A 17,405-nucleotide genomic window follows, 5' to 3' on the forward strand; every position below is an offset into this window, starting at 1 on the left:
TGGTAGCCCGTAGGGGAATCGAACCCCTCTTTCCAGGTTGAAAACCTGGCGTCCTAACCGATAGACGAACGGGCCACGCTAGCTTGTGGGGGGCCTTTTACGGTTTCACTCTGACCCCCGCAAGCCGAAAAACGCAGGGTTGTGAAAGTTTTTTGGCGGTGGCGAATGCGGCCTTAGATCGCCTCGGCGGCATCTTCCAATCTGAGTTGTACGGTTTGCCGTCCACCCCATGTGTTCACCTCAAGTCGTCCGGCGAAATGAAAGCGCGCGCCGCCGTGATTGGTCAGCCGTTCCCCCATTGGTCCGTCAAAGGCGCCAAACGCGATGGCTTCCAACCCGGCACCCACCCCGTCTGATAGCGACAGCTTCAGATGGGAGTCGCCGACCCGCTTGGCAAAGCGCACCTGTAAGTCCGGAAAGGCATACCGCGGAGCCGGAGCACTGGCGCCGAAAGGCCCTGCTTTTTCAATCTGTTCAATCAGATCGACAGTGGCCGCGCCGGGCATAAGTGTGCCTTCCAGTTTCAGGTCTGCAGGGCCGGTTTGACCTGCCCCTTGTTTTGCCAGCAATTCGCTGAGCCGTTCCATCGCCGGTTCCAGCTGATCACGCATGACCGTCAGGCCAGCCGCCATCTTGTGGCCGCCGCCCTTGACCAACAGACCTTCCGCAGCCAGCCGCTGAATCGAAGCGCCCAGATCGACACCGCTCACGGATCGGCCCGATCCTTTGCCCTCATCCCCGTCCAGACCGATGACGATGGCCGGGCGGTTTGCGGTTTCTTTCAGGCGCGACGCGACGATGCCGACAACGCCCGGATGCCAGCCTTCCCCGGCCGCCCAGACCAAGGGTGCATCAAGGCCCCGTTCTTCGGCCTGTTCCATGGCGGCTGCCCGAACCGCATTTTCAATATCGCGCCGCTCGGTGTTCAACTCGTCCAGCCGTTGGGACAGAGCCTCTGCTTCATGGGTTGAATCGGTGCTGAGCAGCCGGGCACCCAGATCGGCCTGGCCGATCCGGCCCCCTGCGTTGACGCGCGGGCCCAGCATGAACCCCAGATGATAGCTGTTGGGCGCGGAATCCATCCGCGCCACATCCGACAGCGCCACCAGACCCGGTCTTTGTCGTTGCGCCATGACCTTCAGCCCCTGACGCACAAGCGCGCGGTTTGCACCGATCAACGGGGCCACGTCCGCCACCGTGGCCAGCGCCACAAGGTCTAGCATTGCAATCAGGTCAGGCCCTTTTGCACCCGCTTCGCGCAACTGCCGTCCGGCCTCGACCAGCATCAGGAACACAACGGCGGCGGCACAAAAATAGCCAAGATCGCCGCTTTCGTCCTGTCTGTTCGGGTTCACCACGGCCACGCAATCGGGCAAAGTTTCACCACCAAGGTGGTGGTCCAGGACGATGACATCGGCCCCCTTTGCGGCGGCGATGGGTTCATGGCTGAGGGTTCCGCAATCGACGCAGATAATCAGATCATGCGCGGCGGCCAGTTCCTGCATCGCCGGGACATTGGGGCCATAGCCCTCATCAATCCGGTCAGGCACATAGAGCGTCGCCTGCAGGCCCATCTGACGCAACCACGTGAGTAGCAGAGCAGCCGAGCTGCCGCCATCCACGTCATAATCGGCAAAGATCGCAATGCGCTGCTTTAGACGGACCGCAGTCAGAAATCGCGTTGCAGCGGTTTCCATGTCTTTCATCGCGCGCGGATCGGGCAACAGCTCTTTCAGTTTGGGTTCTAGAAATCCCGGTGCTTCCATTGCCGGAACACCGCGCCGGGCCAGAACCTGGCAGACAGCCCTCGGCAGGCCGGCTTGTTGTACCAGCATCTCGGTCGCGCGCTCTACATCCGCCGAGGGGCCGACCCAGCGACGTGCTGACAGTGAATGTTCAACCCCAAGAAAGCTCATGTCCTGCCCCTGATGTGCCAAGGCCGGACCCTCGCGGACCCGGCCTTATCATTTCTATGGATAGCCCTGCACGATGGTCAGGCGCAAGAACTTAGCCGTCGCTATGCGACCACGTCGGCGTGCGGTACGACATACGCCGAACCGACCCGGTTTTCGACCGCATCAACAGGGTGGTGGTTTCAACCCAGCCCGGCTCGCGCTTGATACGCGGCAGCAAAGAGCCGCCGGTGACGCCGGTTGCGGCAAAGATCACATCGGCGGTTACCATCTCATCGCGCGAATAGATGCGGTCCAGATCGGTGATGCCCGCTTTGGCGGCGCGGCCGCGTTCGTCATCATTGCGGAACAGCAGGCGGCCAAAGATCTGCCCGCCCATACATTTCAGCGCTGCGGCGGCCAGAACACCTTCGGGGGCGCCGCCTTGGCCCATATACATGTCGATCCCGGTGACTTCGCTTTCGGCGCAGTGCATGACGCCAGCAACATCACCATCGGTGATCAGGCGGATAGATGCACCGGTTTCGCGAACTTCGGCAATCATAGCCTCATGCCGAGGGCGTTCCAGGATGCAGACGGTAATGTCGGCAGGCTCGCAATTCTTGGCCTTGGCCAGCGCTTCCACACGTTCGCGCGGGCTCATGTCAAGGCTGACAACGCCTTCAGGGAAACCCGGGCCAACGGCCAGTTTGTCCATATAAACGTCCGGTGCATGCAGCATTGATCCGCGCGGGCCCATTGCTATCACAGTTAACGCGTTGGGCATGTCCTTGGCGGTCAGCGTGGTGCCTTCCAGCGGGTCCAGCGCGATGTCGACGCCGGGACCATTGCCGGACCCGACCTCTTCGCCAATGTACAGCATCGGCGCTTCGTCGCGCTCGCCTTCACCGATCACGACAACACCGGCGATATCCAGCAGGTTCAACTGTTCGCGCATGGCATTCACAGCAGCCTGGTCAGCGGCCTTTTCATCGCCCCGTCCAACCAGCGACGCCGAAGCAAGCGCAGCCTGTTCCGCAACCCGCGCCAGGCCCAGAGACAACAGGCGGTCATTGAAATCGATCTTGGCAGCACTCATTTTCACTATCCTCAGGTCAGTATCGGCGTCTTGTCCGGCATAGCCTGCGTATCGTGCAGGCCGCAAGTGTCAAACCTCTTCAATCCGCAAAGCAACCGGTGTGCCCGAAACAACATCGGTCTCGTGCAGGCCCAGCAAGGCGACATCCAGCGTGGCACGGGTGGTTTTGTGGGTAACTATCAGAACCGGCGCGGTGCTTTCCGCATGGGCGTATTGGCGCATGCGATCAATCGAGACCCCGGCATCGCCCAGAATGGCCGCAACTTTGGCCAAGGCGCCGGGTTTGTCCAGCAGACCCAGACGCAAATAATAGGGGGCAGGGCGACCAGTCAGCGCTGGCACTGCGTCCTGCAACGAACTGGCAGGGCGGCCGAAGGTCGGAATCTGAAGCCCACGTGCCAGATCGCAGACATCGCCCATCACCGCGCTGGCCGTTGGCCCTTCGCCAGCTCCGGGGCCACGCAGAACAACCTGCTCGACCGCGTCGCCTTCGATCACCACCATATTGGTGCCGCCTTCAAGCTGGCCCAGGGGCGAGTCACTGGGCACCAGACACGGCTGCATCCGCTGTTCAAGCCCCCGTGCCGTGCGCTGAGCCACGCCCAACAGTTTGATCCGGTATCCCATGTCATGGGCCTGGTCGATGTCATCCAGACTGATCTGCTGAATGCCTTCGATCTCGATCCCGTCGAAATTCGGTTTGGTGCCGAATGCGATTGAGGCAAGCAGCGCCAGTTTATGGGCGGCGTCTATCCCGCCCACATCCAGATTTGGATCGGCTTCAAGGTAACCCAGCTGCGCGCATTCGTCGAACAGGGCGCTATATCCCTGCCGCTGCGATTGCATCCGGGTCAGGATATAGTTGCAGGTGCCGTTCATCACTCCCATGACGCGGGTGATTTCGTTGCCCGCAAGTCCTTCGGTCAGGGATTTGATCACTGGAATGCCGCCAGCCACGGCCGCTTCGAAGCGGATCACACGGCCCGCGGCTTCGGCCATTTCAGCCAGTTCCTGACCGTGAATGGCCAACAGGGCCTTGTTGGCGGTGACGACATCCTTACCACTGGCTAGCGCCGCTTCGACCGAGGCTTTGGCAGGTCCGTTTTCCCCGCCCATCAGTTCAACAAAAACATCAATATCGTCGCGCTGCGCCAAAGCGACAGGGTCAGTTTCCCAGGCATAATCCGACAGGTTCACACCGCGATCCTTGCCAGCGTCACGCGCGGAAACCGCTGTGATCTGGATGGGACGACCCGTTCGTGCCTGCAGCAGGTCGGCATGGCGGCGCACGATCCTGACGACACCCACACCAACAGTTCCCAAGCCCGCAATTCCAAGCCGCAGCGCCTGTGTCATCCTGTGGGTTCCTTTCCGCTCGAATATCCTAATCTGGGGTGTTTCCCCGTTCCCGCTGCCTTAGCGGGTTCGGCGCCGAGGCGCAATCCGCGACACCCATGCCGGGCGACAGAAAACCTGAGGATTAATTGGTCTGAGCGTTTTGCAATGCCGTTGCCTTTTTCTTCAACGCCTTGCTGCGGTCGGTCAATTCACTTTCGACCTCTGCCGCTTCGTACAGCGGGTCAACAGGCACAGCGAAAACATCTGCCAGTGGGGTTAATTTGGGGTAGGGGGCCGATTGCACATTTGGCCCTTCGCGGTCTTTCAGCTCGGGAAAATTGGTGCATCCCAGGCAGAGCAAAACTAGGGGCAGAAGAAGAAGGGGCTTCATGATGAAACCTTATTGTGGCAACTGGCATCGGTGATGCACTTTTTGTCCGGTCGTTTCAAGCGGGCTTCTATCTGAACATCCGTTCAGATATGGTGGATACATGGCACGTACACAAGGCTCACACTCGGACATTACCGGCCCGCGTATCCGGCAGGCAGCGCTTCGGCTTTTCGCGCGCCATGGGTATGCTGCTGTTTCCATGCGGAAAATTGCGAGCGAGGTTGGGGTGCAGGCCGGGGCATTGTACAATTACACCCCGGATAAGCAGAGCCTTCTGTTCCGTTTGATGCGCGACCATATGCAGGATTTGTTGTCCGCCTATGGCGAGCAAAAGCAAACTGGCGATCCGCAGGATGCTTTGCGTCGGTTTGTTGGATTTCACATCCGGTTCCACCTGCAGCGCCCTGACGAGGTATTCATCGCCTATATGGAACTTCGGAACCTCACGCCCGAAAACTTCGCCGAAATAGAGGATCTGCGCCGCAAGTATGAAGACGGGCTTGAGGCCATTTTGCGCGAAGGTCAGCGGGCGGGTATCTTTGCGGTCGCGGATACGAAGATTGCGACATTGGCGGTCATCGCCATGCTGAACGGCGTCATGACGTGGTATCGCGCCGGTGGGCGGCTTTCGCTGGACGAGGTTGAAGCCGTCTATTGGGACATGGTCCGAAAGGCGATGACTGCTTAAGGGGCAGTCAATGTGCCGGCCGAATAAACGTCCCGTTGCGCAATTCGCGAAAAGCCTGTTCCAGCTCGGTCCGGGTGTTCATGACGATGGGGCCGTGCCACGCGACCGGCTCATTGATCGGTGCGCCGGAAATCAGCAGGAACCGGACACCTTCCGGACCTGCCTGAACGGTCACTTCGTCACCACTCCCAAAGCGAACCAGTGTTCGGTCTCCCGACATGTCACGAATGTTCACCTCTTGGCCACCAACTTCTTTTTCCAAAAGGACCCCCGCAGGCCGCGAGGAATCAGCAAAGGCGCCCGCGCCTTCGAATACATATGCAAATGCGCGACGGTAGGTGTCTATGGGGAAGGTCTTCTTCACACCTGCCGGAATTTGGATGTCCAGATACTGAGGGTCGGCGGCGATGCCGTCGACTGGGCCTGTCTTGCCCCAAAACGTCCCCACGATCACGCGGACAACGGTTCCGTCATCGTCCATGATTTCAGGGATCTCTTTGCGCGGCATGTCCTGATATCGCGGTGTTGTCATCTTTTGGGCCGCGGGTAGATTGCCCCACAGCTGAAACCCGTGCATTTGGCCGGTTCGGCTTCCCTTGGGCATTTCCTGATGCAGGATTCCGGACCCTGCCGTCATCCACTGCACATCACCCGCGCCAAGTGTTCCGTTATTGCCAAGTGAATCCGAATGCTCAACCGAGCCGGACAGAACATAGGTGATCGTCTCGATCCCGCGATGCGGATGCCATGGAAATCCAGCCTGATAGTCCTGCGGGCGTTCATTGCGAAAGTCGTCGAACAGCAAAAAAGGATCCAGTTCTGACGGGTCCTGAAAGCCGAAAGCGCGGTGCAGTTTAACGCCTGCCCCCTCCATCGTCGGTATGGCCTTTCGGGTTTCCAAAGTCGGTCTGAGGGACATTGCTGCGCTCCTGTTGCTATGGGGAAGATGTACCGCACCGCCATGGCGGGTCAATTTGCGCTGAAACACGCAACCTGTGCGAAATTCAGCAGGTGCGTTCGCCTCTGTTGTTTGGCTGGGAAAGTGGCTAAACCCAACTGCAAAGTGGGAGAGCAGCAAATGCAACATGAAGTTCTGGCCGTGGTCAAAGCCTCATCACCCAGGCGGTGGATGGGTGTCGGAATGTTGTCGACCGTGGGCTTTCTGGTTGTTTTCGTCGCGCTTGCCGCGCCGCCGGAGCCATCCTGGCAAGTATTCCTGTTTGTGGTTGGCGCGGCGTCCTTTTGGCTGGCCTATCGCATGTGGCAGGCAACCTCGGATTGGATCGAGCTGACTGAGACCGAACTCAGAACCGGGGCAGGGCAGCCGATCGCCGCAATAGAAGACATTGAAACCGTCGAAAGAGGTGCGTTTGCCTTCAAGCCGTCGAATGGCTTTCTGGTAACAACCCGGCAATCAGGTGCAAATAGATGGGCGCCGGGGCTGTGGTGGCGCCTGGGACGCCGCGTTGGCATAGGCGGCATGACATCCGCCGCCGAAACCAAATTCATGTCCGAGATTTTGTCTGTGATGGTGGCAGAACGCGGCTAGGTCAGACCTTCAGCGCCACCTCGTTATTCGAAGGCGGGGTGGAAGGCACTAAGATGCCAACCCACCCTGTCCTAGTTCGTTGCGCTTTCCGCACTCGCACCGGAATCCCCTGTGCCAGGGTCCTCGATTTCACCGATCTCGCCAGACCCGTCGGGATTTTCCTCAATTTCAACAACGCCCGACACATTTGCCGCAACCTCATTGGTAAAGCGTGGGCGTGTAAAGACGAAATTTTCAAAGACATGTTCGCCTTTGAGGAAATCTACCCCATAGATCGAGTCAAAGACCGGAATGTAAGCATTCGCCGTTTCAACAATGATCAGTGTGTCCTGGTTCGGCATAGGCGGCAGGTTATCACGCATGCGGTCGATATTGTCGTCGGTCCAGATGCTGTCGTAACCGCGCGCGGTTGACCATCTGACGTAATGACGATCATCCTGTTCGTCGAACACAACCAGCGACACGCGCAGATTCATCTGTGATCGGTTATTGACCATCGCCACCAGCAGCGAATGCAATGAGGTGATATAAGTGTCCGTGATCGTGCCGGTCTCGCGAGAGATCAAATCGCCAACCGTATATGCCGCTTTAAGGTTAGATGCGCTTTGGCGGAAGCCGTCGAAATACGTGAAAGCGCCTGTGATCGTCCACACCAGCATCGGAAAGACAAGCAAAGCCTCAACCGTGAGTACCCCACTCTCGTCTTTCGTCTTGGATTTCAGAAGATTCCGGAGCTTTGAAATGAAAAACATAGGCTTACAGAGGCTCCTGTACGAAGGCAGTCGTCGCGGTAAGTTCGATCTGGCCTGATTCATCCGACAAAATACGCCCCATCGCCGATGTAGGGAAAATCGGATCGACCTTTGCGCAGGCCCGAAGGATCATCAACTCGTTCGAAAGGCCATTTTCGAAAGCGCGAACTGGGTTCACTTCTTCAGAATTGTCAGTGCAATCCGGGACAGGCGGAAGGTTCAACCCGACAAACGCGCTTTGTTGCAGCATCTCCAGCTGCAAGTTGGTGGTACAGCGTTTGATCACTACGACGCGATCACAGATCGTACTTTTTATCTGATCATGCGTTGGGTTGGTGCCCGTGCCGAGGCGAATGTCGCGAACTGTCTGGTCCACAGCCCGCTCTAACATCGCCTGCTGCAAGGTGACCACCGAATATTCCATCGCACTCAGGATGAAGAACATGAATGCCGGGAAGATGATCACAAACTCGACGGTGACCGCCCCATCTTCCCTGCGTCTCAGGCTTCGCAGCTTTGAAACAAGGGCTCCGATCATTGGGTCAACCGCAGTTTTCTGATCGACGACGCGATAGAAGCAAATGCGTCTTCCAGGTCCAGACCGTTCACATTGTATACATGGCTGTCCGAGCTGGCACAGTCCTTGATGGTTTTGTACCCGGCTCTGGGTGCTTCGAAGGCGATGCCATAGACAATGACGCCCTCATCCTTGGCTGCGTCACAGATATGCTTGGTGCGCTGGTTCTTGGCCGAAGTTTCAACCTTGGCATACGCTTTCGAGTACCACTCGGCCCAAGCACTTGACTGCCAGTAATAGTTATATCTTGCATTCCAGGCCAACGACACACGGTTGAAAAGTTCTGGATAGGTCAGGCGAACAGCCGTACCCAATTCTTCGTTGGCTGGTGTCTCTGGATCAGGATTTCCGAACGGATGGTCCGCCCATGTGTTCTGCTGTGGCCAGAAAAAGTTCGGGCGACCCTGCGAATGGTAGACTGTGTATTCGGAGGCCTCAGCATTGTACCAGACATCAGACAAGCCCTCCCGAAGGGACGGGTTCAGCATATACTGGTCCGTGTTCTGACCGTCGGTCATTACGATTACAATTTTCAAGATGTCCGAGTTATAGTCTGACGGGCGGGTCCGGAAGTGATTTGGAACGATGTTGTCGTCAGCCAGGTCGCTCACAATGCCACGAACGCTTGGGTCCAGGAAGGCCACGCCCCATTTCATGCCGACATCAATCGAGGTGTTCCCGGTTGCAGTCAACGCCTTGATCTGTTTGGTCAATGCCTCCAGATTATCGGTAACAGGCGTAATCGCACTGCCATCGCGGACAGGGCAAACCGGTGTTCTGATCGAGCCTTCGGAATAGGTGAAGGGGTCAAAATGCGCGGTGCGTTCCAGCGTGTCATCACGCTCTAGGTCCGCGTCGCTATACTGTTCCGGGATAAAGTTCACACAATGGGAGTAGTTGTGCTCTGCTGTAACGTTGGTGAATTTGCTCAGGATGGGTTCACCCGCGTTGACCTGAGTCGCGTAAGGCACGATCGAGATCGAAATGCCCGTGCGGTTCGGATCATCTGAATCCAGCATCAGCGTGACAAATTCTGTGGCCGCATCCTGCAGAAGCGCAATTTTGCTCTTCCCGCCAGAACGCGAATAGTTGTTCATTGAGCCTGAGATGTCGAGAACCAGCGAGATTTCAACAGCACCAATGCTTTCGACGGCCGTGCTGGCCGCGTTAGCGGTCAAGCTGTTGACACCAGAGAAATGCATAAAGTGGGTTTTGATGGTCGCCTCGGCGGTGGCTGATACTTTACGTGATCCAAAGCCTTCTTCCACCACGACAGAAGTGATTTTGCCGCCCAGCCCGGCCTTCTCGAAATAGGCATCGACAATTTCGCGTGCGGGCTTTTTCTGATCAAGGTCAGCGGCCGCAAGAACGGCGCGGTCCAATGTTGATTGCAGATTGGCGCGGTCGCGTTCAAAATTCATTAGGTCAACGCCAGCTCCGGTCGAAGCGAAGATCACCAGGAAACCCAACAATACAAAGATTGTGAATGTACCGTCTTCGCTTTTTGCGAACCGGCGCGCGCTTAGCGCGGATTTAGCGCCGCTTTTGCTTTCGCGTAGAAACTTGGGCATTTTCATCTTGCAGACCTCGCTGAGCAGACATCCAAAGCTGCTAAGGAAAAGTTAACGTATGGAAATTAACTGCGAAACGTGGCGGGAATTGGGCGAAAAGGGCCCAGTTTTGGCTGGTTTGAGGGAAATTGAGGGATAATTCCGGACTGTCGCGCGGGGCTGTATTCGATGCGTGAACAATTCGGCGGATAATGTCTGGGTTTGGCGACTCAGCCAGAGTTCGAATATTTCCCCGTAACTTGAGATTTTATTTCTGCTTAAACATTGATCGTTTAGCAAAGGGGTGCGACAAAACGTCAGAACGCAAGTCGTTCGCCGGCACGGAGGTTTAAATGACGGCCACAAAAGAACCCAGCTTTCGAGAGAGTGTAGATCTAATGTTTAACAGGGCAGCGTCCCTGATGGATCTGCCTCCGGGCCTTGAAGAAAAGATAAGGGTCTGCAACGCCACCTACACTGTACGCTTCGGCGTCCGGCTGCGCGGTGACATACACACATTCACCGGATATCGATCGGTGCATTCCGAGCATATGGAGCCGGTGAAAGGCGGTATCCGCTTTGCCTTGGCGGTCAACCAGGACGAAGTCGAAGCGCTTGCGGCGCTGATGACCTATAAATGTGCTCTGGTCGAAACGCCGTTTGGCGGATCAAAGGGTGGGTTGTGTATCGACCCACGCCAATACGAAGAGCATGAGCTTGAACAGATCACCCGCCGGTTCGCCTATGAGTTGGCCAAGCGCGACCTGATCAACCCGTCACAGAACGTGCCAGCCCCGGATATGGGGACGGGTGAGCGTGAAATGGCGTGGATGGCGGACCAATACGCCCGGATGAATACAACTGACATCAACGCGCGCGCCTGCGTGACAGGCAAGCCGCTGAATGCTGGCGGTATTGCCGGACGGGTCGAGGCCACGGGCCGCGGCATTCAATATGCGCTGCGCGAGTTTTTCCGCCATCCTGAGGACATTCAAAAGGCAGGGCTGTCGGGCAAGTTGGACGGCAAGCGCATTATTGTTCAGGGTCTGGGAAATGTGGGCTACCACGCTGCCAAGTTCCTGAGCGAGGAAGACGGCTCTCGTATCGTGGGCATCATTGAATGGGACGGAGCGCTGTATAATCCGGACGGGATTGACGTCGAGTCGGTTCGCCAATGGATTGTCAAGCATGGCGGCGTCAGCGATTATCCCGACGCCACCCATTCCGCCGAGGGAGGGGCCGTGCTAGAAGAAGAGTGCGACATCCTGATCCCGGCGGCGCTGGAAGGTGTGATCAACCTTGATAATGCCGATCGCATCAAGGCCCCGTTGATCATCGAAGCTGCAAACGGCCCAGTGACAGCTGGTGCAGACGAAGTTCTGCGAGATAGGGGCGTCGTGATCATTCCTGATATGTACGCAAATGCTGGCGGTGTGACCGTTTCGTATTTCGAATGGGTTAAGAACCTAAGCCATATCCGGTTTGGCCGCATGCAGCGTCGCCAGGAAGAGTCGCGGCACGAGCTGATCGTCAGTGAACTGGAACGGCTGGACCGCTATCTGGGCGATGCCTGGTCCATGTCTCCGAACTTCAAGGCGAAATACCTGAAAGGTGCGGATGAGCTTGAGCTGGTTCGTTCGGGGCTCGATGACACCATGCGGATTGCTTACCAGTCGATGCGTGAAGTCTGGCACAGTCGCGACGATGTCGAGGATCTGAGGACCGCGGCCTACATCGTGGCCATTGACCGTGTCTCGAAAAGCTACCGCGCTAAGGGGCTTTGACAATACTCTCTGCGGGCGGTTGGCATCTGATCCATCGCCCGCAGGACCAAGGCGCAACAGGGCTGCGCAAGATGCAATTCGACGATGGCGCGCATCCGCGCCCGGCAGTAGACTTCAGCGACGAGAACGAATCCCGGAGACCACCATGTTGCGTATTGCCGTTGCGGCTATTTTACTGGCCACACCTCTGGCTGCTCAGGAAACAAAAGAACAAAGCTGCCAGCATCAGGCGGATGTCGTGGCGGCGATCCAGCAGGCGCGACTTGACCGCGTGAAAGAGCGCGACGTGCCGCAAGCCGTGGCCGATACAGGTCCGACCTGGCCCGCGAACTATAATGCCGCGATCCCGCTGATCACCCCTTGGGTCTATGAGCAGAAGATGCGCGATGTGCGCAAAAAGGATCTCGGCGCCACGTGGATGGAGCTGTGCCTGCAGCAGTAATCCAAAACCTTGCGATTTCTTTGCGGACAAACGCGCGCCTTCCCCTTGGCGCGCGTTGCCGTTTCTGTCAGGTTTAACCCATGTCATTACCACCCGGTTTTCTGGATGAGTTGCGCACCCGGCTGAGCTTGTCTCAGGTCGTCGGGCGCAAAGTCATGTGGGACGAGCGCAAGTCCAATCAGGGCAAGGGCGACATGTGGGCTCCGTGCCCGTTCCATCACGAGAAGACAGCATCGTTCCACGTCGATGACCAAAAGGGTTTCTATTACTGCTTTGGCTGCCATGCCAAAGGGGATGCGATCAGCTTCGTGAAAGAGACCGAGAATGTCTCGTTCATCGAAGCGGTCGAAATTCTCGCGCGTGAAGCCGGAATGCCGATGCCAGAACGTGACCCCAAGGCGCAAGAGAAACAGGATCGTCGCACGCAACTGGCCGAGGTGATGGAACAGGCGGTGCAGTTCTTTCGGTTGCAACTGAAAACAGGGGCAGGTGGGGAGGCGCGCGATTATCTGGCGCGGCGCGGCTTGAAAGTGCAGGCGCTGGATCGGTGGGAAATCGGCTTTGCTCCCGACGGTTGGCAGGCGCTTTGGGATCACCTACGCGGCAAGAACGTGGCCGAAGATCTGATCCTTGGTGCGGGTCTGGCGAAACCCTCGAACAAAGGTAAAAAGCCCTATGACACGTTTCGGAACCGGATCATGTATCCGATCCGGGATCCGCGCGGGCGTTGCATTGCGTTCGGTGGCCGGGCGATGGACCCCAATGACAATGCGAAATATCTGAACTCGCCCGAAACCGAACTGTTCGACAAGGGGCGCAGCCTCTATAACCAAGGCCCCGCGCGGCAGGCTGCCGGCAAAGGGCAGCCATTGATCGTGGCCGAAGGATATATGGATGTGATCGCGCTTGCCGAGGCCGGTTTTGGCGCATCGGTGGCCCCATTGGGCACCGCAATCACCGAGCATCAGTTGCAACTGCTGTGGCGTATCTCGGACGAGCCGATCATTGCGCTGGATGGCGACACGGCGGGTTTGCGTGCTGCGATGCGGGCGGTCGATCTGGCCCTGCCGCTGCTTGAGGCAGGAAAGTCCTTGCGCTTTGCGCTGATGCCCGAGGGCAAAGACCCTGACGACCTATTGCGGGCGGAAGGACCGGCAGCCGTGCAGGCGGTGTTGGAAGGGGCAATGCCGATGGTCAGGCTGCTCTGGCAGCGCGAAACCGAAGGCAAGGTGTTCGACAGCCCCGAACGCAAAGCAGCTTTGGACAAGGTCTTGCGCGACAAGATCAAGCTGATCCGTGACCCGTCGATCCGGTCGCATTACGGGCAAGAGATCAAAGACCTGCGCTGGCAGCTGTTTCGCCCTCAAAGGCAGCCACAAAACCGCACCTGGCAAACACGCGGGAAATGGAAGCCCCAGCCGCAACCGGCCACACCGGGCGCGCGGGCGTCATTCCTGGCATCATCCGACAATGCCGATATCCAGATGCGCGAAGCCGCCATTCTGGCCATCGCCGCATTGAACCCCCAAGTCGTGGTGCAGTTTGAACACCAACTGGAAGAAATGGAGTGCCGTGACCAAGATCACGCGGGCCTGCGCGATGCCATTCTACGGCACGCGATAGATGATCCTGAGAACCTCAAACAACATATTGCGGAAACTTTGGGACATCACGCCCTTGAAAACCTGCTGGCCCTTCGCCATGTCGCAGTGATCCCCTGCGTGAATAAACCGGGCGACGTTGAAAAGGCCGAAATGACATTGGCTGAGGAACTCGCCAAAATCAAAGCTCTCAGGGGTCTGGACGCAGAGATTGCCGAAGCCGCAGAGGAGCTGTCTGATCTGGACGATGAAGCGTTGACCTATCGCTTGGCGCAAGCCGCCGAAGAGCGCAACAGAACAAGCCGAAGCCAGAATGAAGACAGGGCCGTTTTCGACATCGCTGACAATGGTGCGCGAATCAACCGCGACGAGAAGGATGCGTTTAAGGCAATCATGTCAGGTATCAATTTCGAGCGAAAACGCCGGTAATGTGGTGTTTTCGTAAGGCACTGGAAAAGAAAAACAGGTAAACGGGTGGCCGAATCACTTCAACGCGCTAATGATTCGGTTCAATCGAATCACCCATCCCTGCAGGAGCATTGAATGGCCGCCAAGGATACAAACGAAGACAGCAAATCCGACGAGCAGGAACAGGAAATCTCGCTGGACATGAGCCAGACTCAGGTCAAGAAGATGATCGCCGAGGCTCGTGAGAAAGGCTACATCACCTACGACCAGCTCAATCAGGTCCTGCCGCCTGATCAGGTCAGCTCGGAACAGATCGAAGACGTTATGTCGATGCTGTCCGAGATGGGGATCAACATCATCGAAGATGAAGAGGCGGAAGAGGAAGAGAATAAAGGCTCGACCGACCTGATCACAACGGAAAGCAACCGTGAGGTCACGCTGGCCGGTGCCGCCGCCGAAAAGCTTGATCGTACCGATGACCCGGTGCGCATGTATCTGCGCGAAATGGGTTCGGTCGAACTGCTCAGCCGTGAGGGCGAGATTGCAATCGCCAAGCGGATCGAGGCTGGTCGTAATACGATGATCCTGGGGCTTTGTGAAAGCCCACTGACCTTCCAGGCGATTACGATCTGGCATGATGAATTGCTGTCCGAAGACATTCTGCTGCGCGACGTCATTGATCTGGAGGCCACTTTCGGCAATCAGATGGACGAAGACGGCGATGTCGAAGAGCCGGTCGTCGACACTTCGACCGTGCAGGCCGCAAAGCCCGCCAAAGAAGAAGGCCCCGAGCTGGATGCCGATGGCAACCCGATTGCGACCGATGATGACGATGACGAAGACGAGCAGGCGAACATGTCGCTGGCTGCTATGGAAGCTGCTCTGAAAGATCAGGTTCTGACTACGCTCGAGCGTATTTCGACTGATTTTGCGATGCTGAGCGAAATGCAGGACAGCCGGATTTCGGCAACCCTGAACGAAGACGGCACATTCAGCGACACGGACGAAGCGACCTATCAGAAGCTGCGCGCCGAGATTGTCGAGCTGGTGAACGGCCTTCATCTGCACAACAACCGGATCGATGCTTTGATCGACCAGCTCTATGGCATCAATCGTCGGATCATGTCGCTGGACAGCTCGATGGTGAAGCTGGCGGATCAGGCCCGCATCAACCGTCGCGAATTTGTTGACGCCTATCGTGGGCGTGAACTGGACCCGAACTGGCTGGCTGAGATGGCTGAAAAGCCGGGCCGGGGCTGGCAGATGTTCATCGAACGCTCGACCTCCAAGGTCGAGGAACTGCGCAACGATATGGCTCAGGTCGGGCAATATGTTGGCCTGGACATCAGCGAATTCCGCCGCATCGTACAGCAGGTCCAGAAAGGCGAGAAAGAGGCGCGCCAGGCCAAGAAAGAAATGGTCGAAGCCAACCTGCGTCTGGTGATCTCGATCGCCAAAAAATACACGAACCGTGGTCTGCAATTCCTTGATCTTATTCAGGAAGGTAACATTGGCCTGATGAAGGCCGTAGACAAGTTCGAATACCGCCGCGGGTATAAGTTCTCGACCTACGCCACCTGGTGGATCCGTCAGGCGATCACCCGGTCCATCGCGGATCAGGCACGCACGATCCGTATCCCGGTCCATATGATCGAGACGATCAACAAGTTGGTTCGGACCGGACGTCAGATGCTGCATGAAATCGGCCGCGAGCCGACGCCGGAAGAACTGGCCGAAAAGCTGCAGATGCCGCTGGAGAAGGTCCGCAAGGTGATGAAGATCGCCAAGGAACCGATCAGCCTGGAAACGCCGATTGGCGACGAAGAAGACAGCCAGCTTGGCGATTTCATCGAGGACAAGAATGCTGTGCTGCCGTTGGACAGTGCTATTCAGGAAAACCTCAAGGAAACGACCACGCGTGTTCTGGCCTCACTTACCCCGCGGGAAGAACGGGTTCTGCGGATGCGGTTTGGCATCGGTATGAACACGGACCACACCCTGGAAGAGGTCGGCCAACAGTTCAGCGTGACTCGCGAACGCATCCGCCAGATCGAGGCGAAGGCGCTGCGAAAACTGAAACACCCCAGCAGGTCGCGAAAGTTGCGGTCGTTCCTGGATCAGTAACCTAGAAAAGGCGCCTCGACCGAGGCGCCTTTTTCGTTTGAAACCAATGTTCACGGTGGCTTGTAGAAACATCAATTTGGCGAGAACTCACAAGAAGCCCGCTGCGCGTCTTCCTATATCCGCAATGTCCACTCATGGGACGGGCCGGGGCGAGGCTGCAAGGCTGACGACCCCCGGCTACCTCAAAGTTACGATCAAGGATCCAGGCGGCTGCGAAAAGCGCTGGGCGCGCGACCCGTCCACCGTTTGAAAGCGGTGGAAAAGGCGGGTTGGTCTGCGTAGCCAAGTGAGAATGCAATTTCAGATAGCTGCATACCGTTGGTGATGAAAGTTTGGGCCAGATCACAGCGCAGATCGTCTGCGATCTCTCGATAGCTTGACCCTTCATCTTTTAGCCGACGCGCAAATGTTCGCGGGCTCATGCCGAGATTGGCGGCTATGTCATCGGATTGCGGAAAATTCCCCGGCATCGAACGTGTAATCAGACCCTCGACCTGCGCCCGCAATTTTTGCTTAGGCGAAGCCCGTTCTGCCAGGACGCGTTCCCCGTACTCAATCAGATGCTCTCGAAGCATCGGGTCATATGTGGGCACGGGAAGATCCAGAGATGAAGGCGACAGAACAATCTCTAGGTTTTCTGCTCCAAATTCTACCGAAAATCCTGCAAGCTTTTGAAATAGATTTCTTTTCTCTCCAACCTCGTGTTGAAAGCGAATTGCTATGGGGTGGAAGTCTGACTGCGTCAGGTTCCGCATTCGCGCCAGCGTCCCAAACATCAAAAACTCTGTGCGTCTATGATACCGGGCAAAACTTGCGTCTTCCCATTCCGCCTCGAAGGACACAAAGTTCCCGGCATGGCGCAGACTGAAGGTGATTGTGGGATCTATGATGCGAGAGAAGCGGGTTGTGTTTTCAAACACCTGTCGGAGGTCACGAGAGTACTTGCTGATATAGGCCGTAATACTAGAGGCCGAACTGACTTTCGAACCCGCATAGGCGGCAAAAGTTATGTCGCGCATAGCGTCGCAGGCATATCTGATGAACATCGCCTCAGTTTGCGCACTGTAGACTGTAGTGGGGGGAGCGATTGCCGCTCGGCTTAGACCGCTGCCTTCCAAAAGCTGGTCTGCTAACTCTGGGCCGCCCGAACGCTCATCTACCGTTCGGGTCAGGTGTTGAATTCTGGCAATATCAAGCTCCATATCCAATT

General features: G+C 57.1%; 15 protein-coding genes and 1 tRNA gene. 6 read left to right on the forward strand and 10 right to left on the reverse strand.

What is annotated here, in order from left to right; genetic code table 11:
- The 5 genes from AC2FH6_RS00005 to AC2FH6_RS00025 all read right to left on the reverse strand — a co-directional run bounded on the left by AC2FH6_RS00005 (position 1) and on the right by AC2FH6_RS00025 (position 4,720).
- Positions 1 to 75: transfer RNA gene (locus AC2FH6_RS00005), tRNA-Glu, on the reverse strand.
- Between the two features lie 98 nt (positions 76 to 173).
- A complete protein-coding gene (gene recJ / locus AC2FH6_RS00010) occupies positions 174 to 1,916 on the reverse strand; it encodes a single-stranded-DNA-specific exonuclease RecJ (protein WP_281972339.1) in 1,743 nt (580 codons plus the stop codon).
- Between the two features lie 91 nt (positions 1,917 to 2,007).
- Positions 2,008 to 2,991 (reverse strand): class II fructose-bisphosphatase, encoded by a 984-nt coding sequence (gene glpX / locus AC2FH6_RS00015; protein WP_496700640.1) that lies wholly within the window; start codon positions 2,989 to 2,991, stop codon positions 2,008 to 2,010.
- A gap of 69 nt (positions 2,992 to 3,060) precedes the next feature.
- Positions 3,061 to 4,347: a homoserine dehydrogenase gene (locus AC2FH6_RS00020; protein ID WP_496700642.1), complete on the reverse strand. Its 1,287-nt coding sequence runs from the start codon at positions 4,345 to 4,347 to the stop codon at positions 3,061 to 3,063.
- 124 nt (positions 4,348 to 4,471) lie between these two features.
- Complete coding sequence (locus tag AC2FH6_RS00025) at positions 4,472 to 4,720, reverse strand: hypothetical protein (protein ID WP_142634680.1); 249 nt, start codon at positions 4,718 to 4,720, stop codon at positions 4,472 to 4,474.
- A gap of 100 nt (positions 4,721 to 4,820) precedes the next feature.
- Here AC2FH6_RS00025 and AC2FH6_RS00030 point away from each other — a divergent pair, with 100 nt between their 5' ends.
- A complete protein-coding gene (locus tag AC2FH6_RS00030) occupies positions 4,821 to 5,408 on the forward strand; it encodes a TetR/AcrR family transcriptional regulator (protein ID WP_496700644.1) in 588 nt (195 codons plus the stop codon).
- A 7-nt stretch (positions 5,409 to 5,415) separates the two neighbouring features.
- On the opposite strand, the gene AC2FH6_RS00035 is transcribed toward AC2FH6_RS00030, so the two are convergent.
- Positions 5,416 to 6,327, reverse strand: a complete 912-nt coding sequence (locus tag AC2FH6_RS00035; protein WP_496700645.1) for a pirin family protein — start codon at positions 6,325 to 6,327, stop codon at positions 5,416 to 5,418.
- Positions 6,328 to 6,486: 159 nt separating this feature from the next.
- Here AC2FH6_RS00035 and AC2FH6_RS00040 point away from each other — a divergent pair, with 159 nt between their 5' ends.
- Positions 6,487 to 6,957 carry a hypothetical protein gene (locus tag AC2FH6_RS00040; protein WP_496700646.1) on the forward strand — a complete coding sequence of 157 codons (471 nt, stop codon included), beginning with the start codon at positions 6,487 to 6,489 and terminating at the stop codon, positions 6,955 to 6,957.
- Between the two features lie 71 nt (positions 6,958 to 7,028).
- Here AC2FH6_RS00040 and AC2FH6_RS00045 read toward each other — a convergent pair whose 3' ends face one another.
- The 3 genes from AC2FH6_RS00045 to AC2FH6_RS00055 are packed head-to-tail and all read right to left on the reverse strand — an operon-like array spanning position 7,029 to position 9,863.
- A complete protein-coding gene (locus AC2FH6_RS00045) occupies positions 7,029 to 7,709 on the reverse strand; it encodes a TadE/TadG family type IV pilus assembly protein (RefSeq protein WP_496687444.1) in 681 nt (226 codons plus the stop codon).
- 4 nt (positions 7,710 to 7,713) lie between these two features.
- The gene (locus tag AC2FH6_RS00050) at positions 7,714 to 8,247 is read right to left on the reverse strand and encodes a TadE/TadG family type IV pilus assembly protein (protein ID WP_142634669.1); all 534 of its coding nucleotides are present in this window, start codon (positions 8,245 to 8,247) and stop codon (positions 7,714 to 7,716) included.
- Positions 8,244 to 9,863 (reverse strand): TadE/TadG family type IV pilus assembly protein, encoded by a 1,620-nt coding sequence (locus tag AC2FH6_RS00055; RefSeq protein WP_496700647.1) that lies wholly within the window; start codon positions 9,861 to 9,863, stop codon positions 8,244 to 8,246. Before AC2FH6_RS00055 ends, AC2FH6_RS00050 begins: the two co-directional genes overlap by 4 nt.
- 326 nt (positions 9,864 to 10,189) lie before the next feature.
- Between AC2FH6_RS00055 and AC2FH6_RS00060 the strand changes: the two genes are divergently transcribed.
- The 4 genes from AC2FH6_RS00060 (at position 10,190) to rpoD (ending at position 16,195) form a co-directional block, all read left to right on the forward strand.
- Positions 10,190 to 11,620, forward strand: a complete 1,431-nt coding sequence (locus AC2FH6_RS00060) for a Glu/Leu/Phe/Val family dehydrogenase (RefSeq protein WP_142634665.1) — start codon at positions 10,190 to 10,192, stop codon at positions 11,618 to 11,620.
- Positions 11,621 to 11,765: 145 nt separating this feature from the next.
- Complete coding sequence (locus tag AC2FH6_RS00065; protein WP_142634663.1) at positions 11,766 to 12,062, forward strand: hypothetical protein; 297 nt, start codon at positions 11,766 to 11,768, stop codon at positions 12,060 to 12,062.
- Between the two features lie 80 nt (positions 12,063 to 12,142).
- On the forward strand, positions 12,143 to 14,092 hold the full coding sequence (gene dnaG, locus AC2FH6_RS00070; protein WP_496700649.1) for a DNA primase: 1,950 nt from the start codon (positions 12,143 to 12,145) through the stop codon (positions 14,090 to 14,092).
- 114 nt (positions 14,093 to 14,206) lie between these two features.
- Complete coding sequence (rpoD, locus tag AC2FH6_RS00075) at positions 14,207 to 16,195, forward strand: RNA polymerase sigma factor RpoD (RefSeq protein WP_142634659.1); 1,989 nt, start codon at positions 14,207 to 14,209, stop codon at positions 16,193 to 16,195.
- A 194-nt stretch (positions 16,196 to 16,389) separates the two neighbouring features.
- Here the strand turns inward: rpoD and AC2FH6_RS00080 are convergent, their stop codons facing one another.
- The gene (locus AC2FH6_RS00080) at positions 16,390 to 17,397 is read right to left on the reverse strand and encodes a helix-turn-helix domain-containing protein (protein WP_496690799.1); all 1,008 of its coding nucleotides are present in this window, start codon (positions 17,395 to 17,397) and stop codon (positions 16,390 to 16,392) included.
- Positions 17,398 to 17,405 lie beyond the last annotated feature (8 nt).

This window comes from Ruegeria sp. CDSC045, assembly GCF_059610725.1.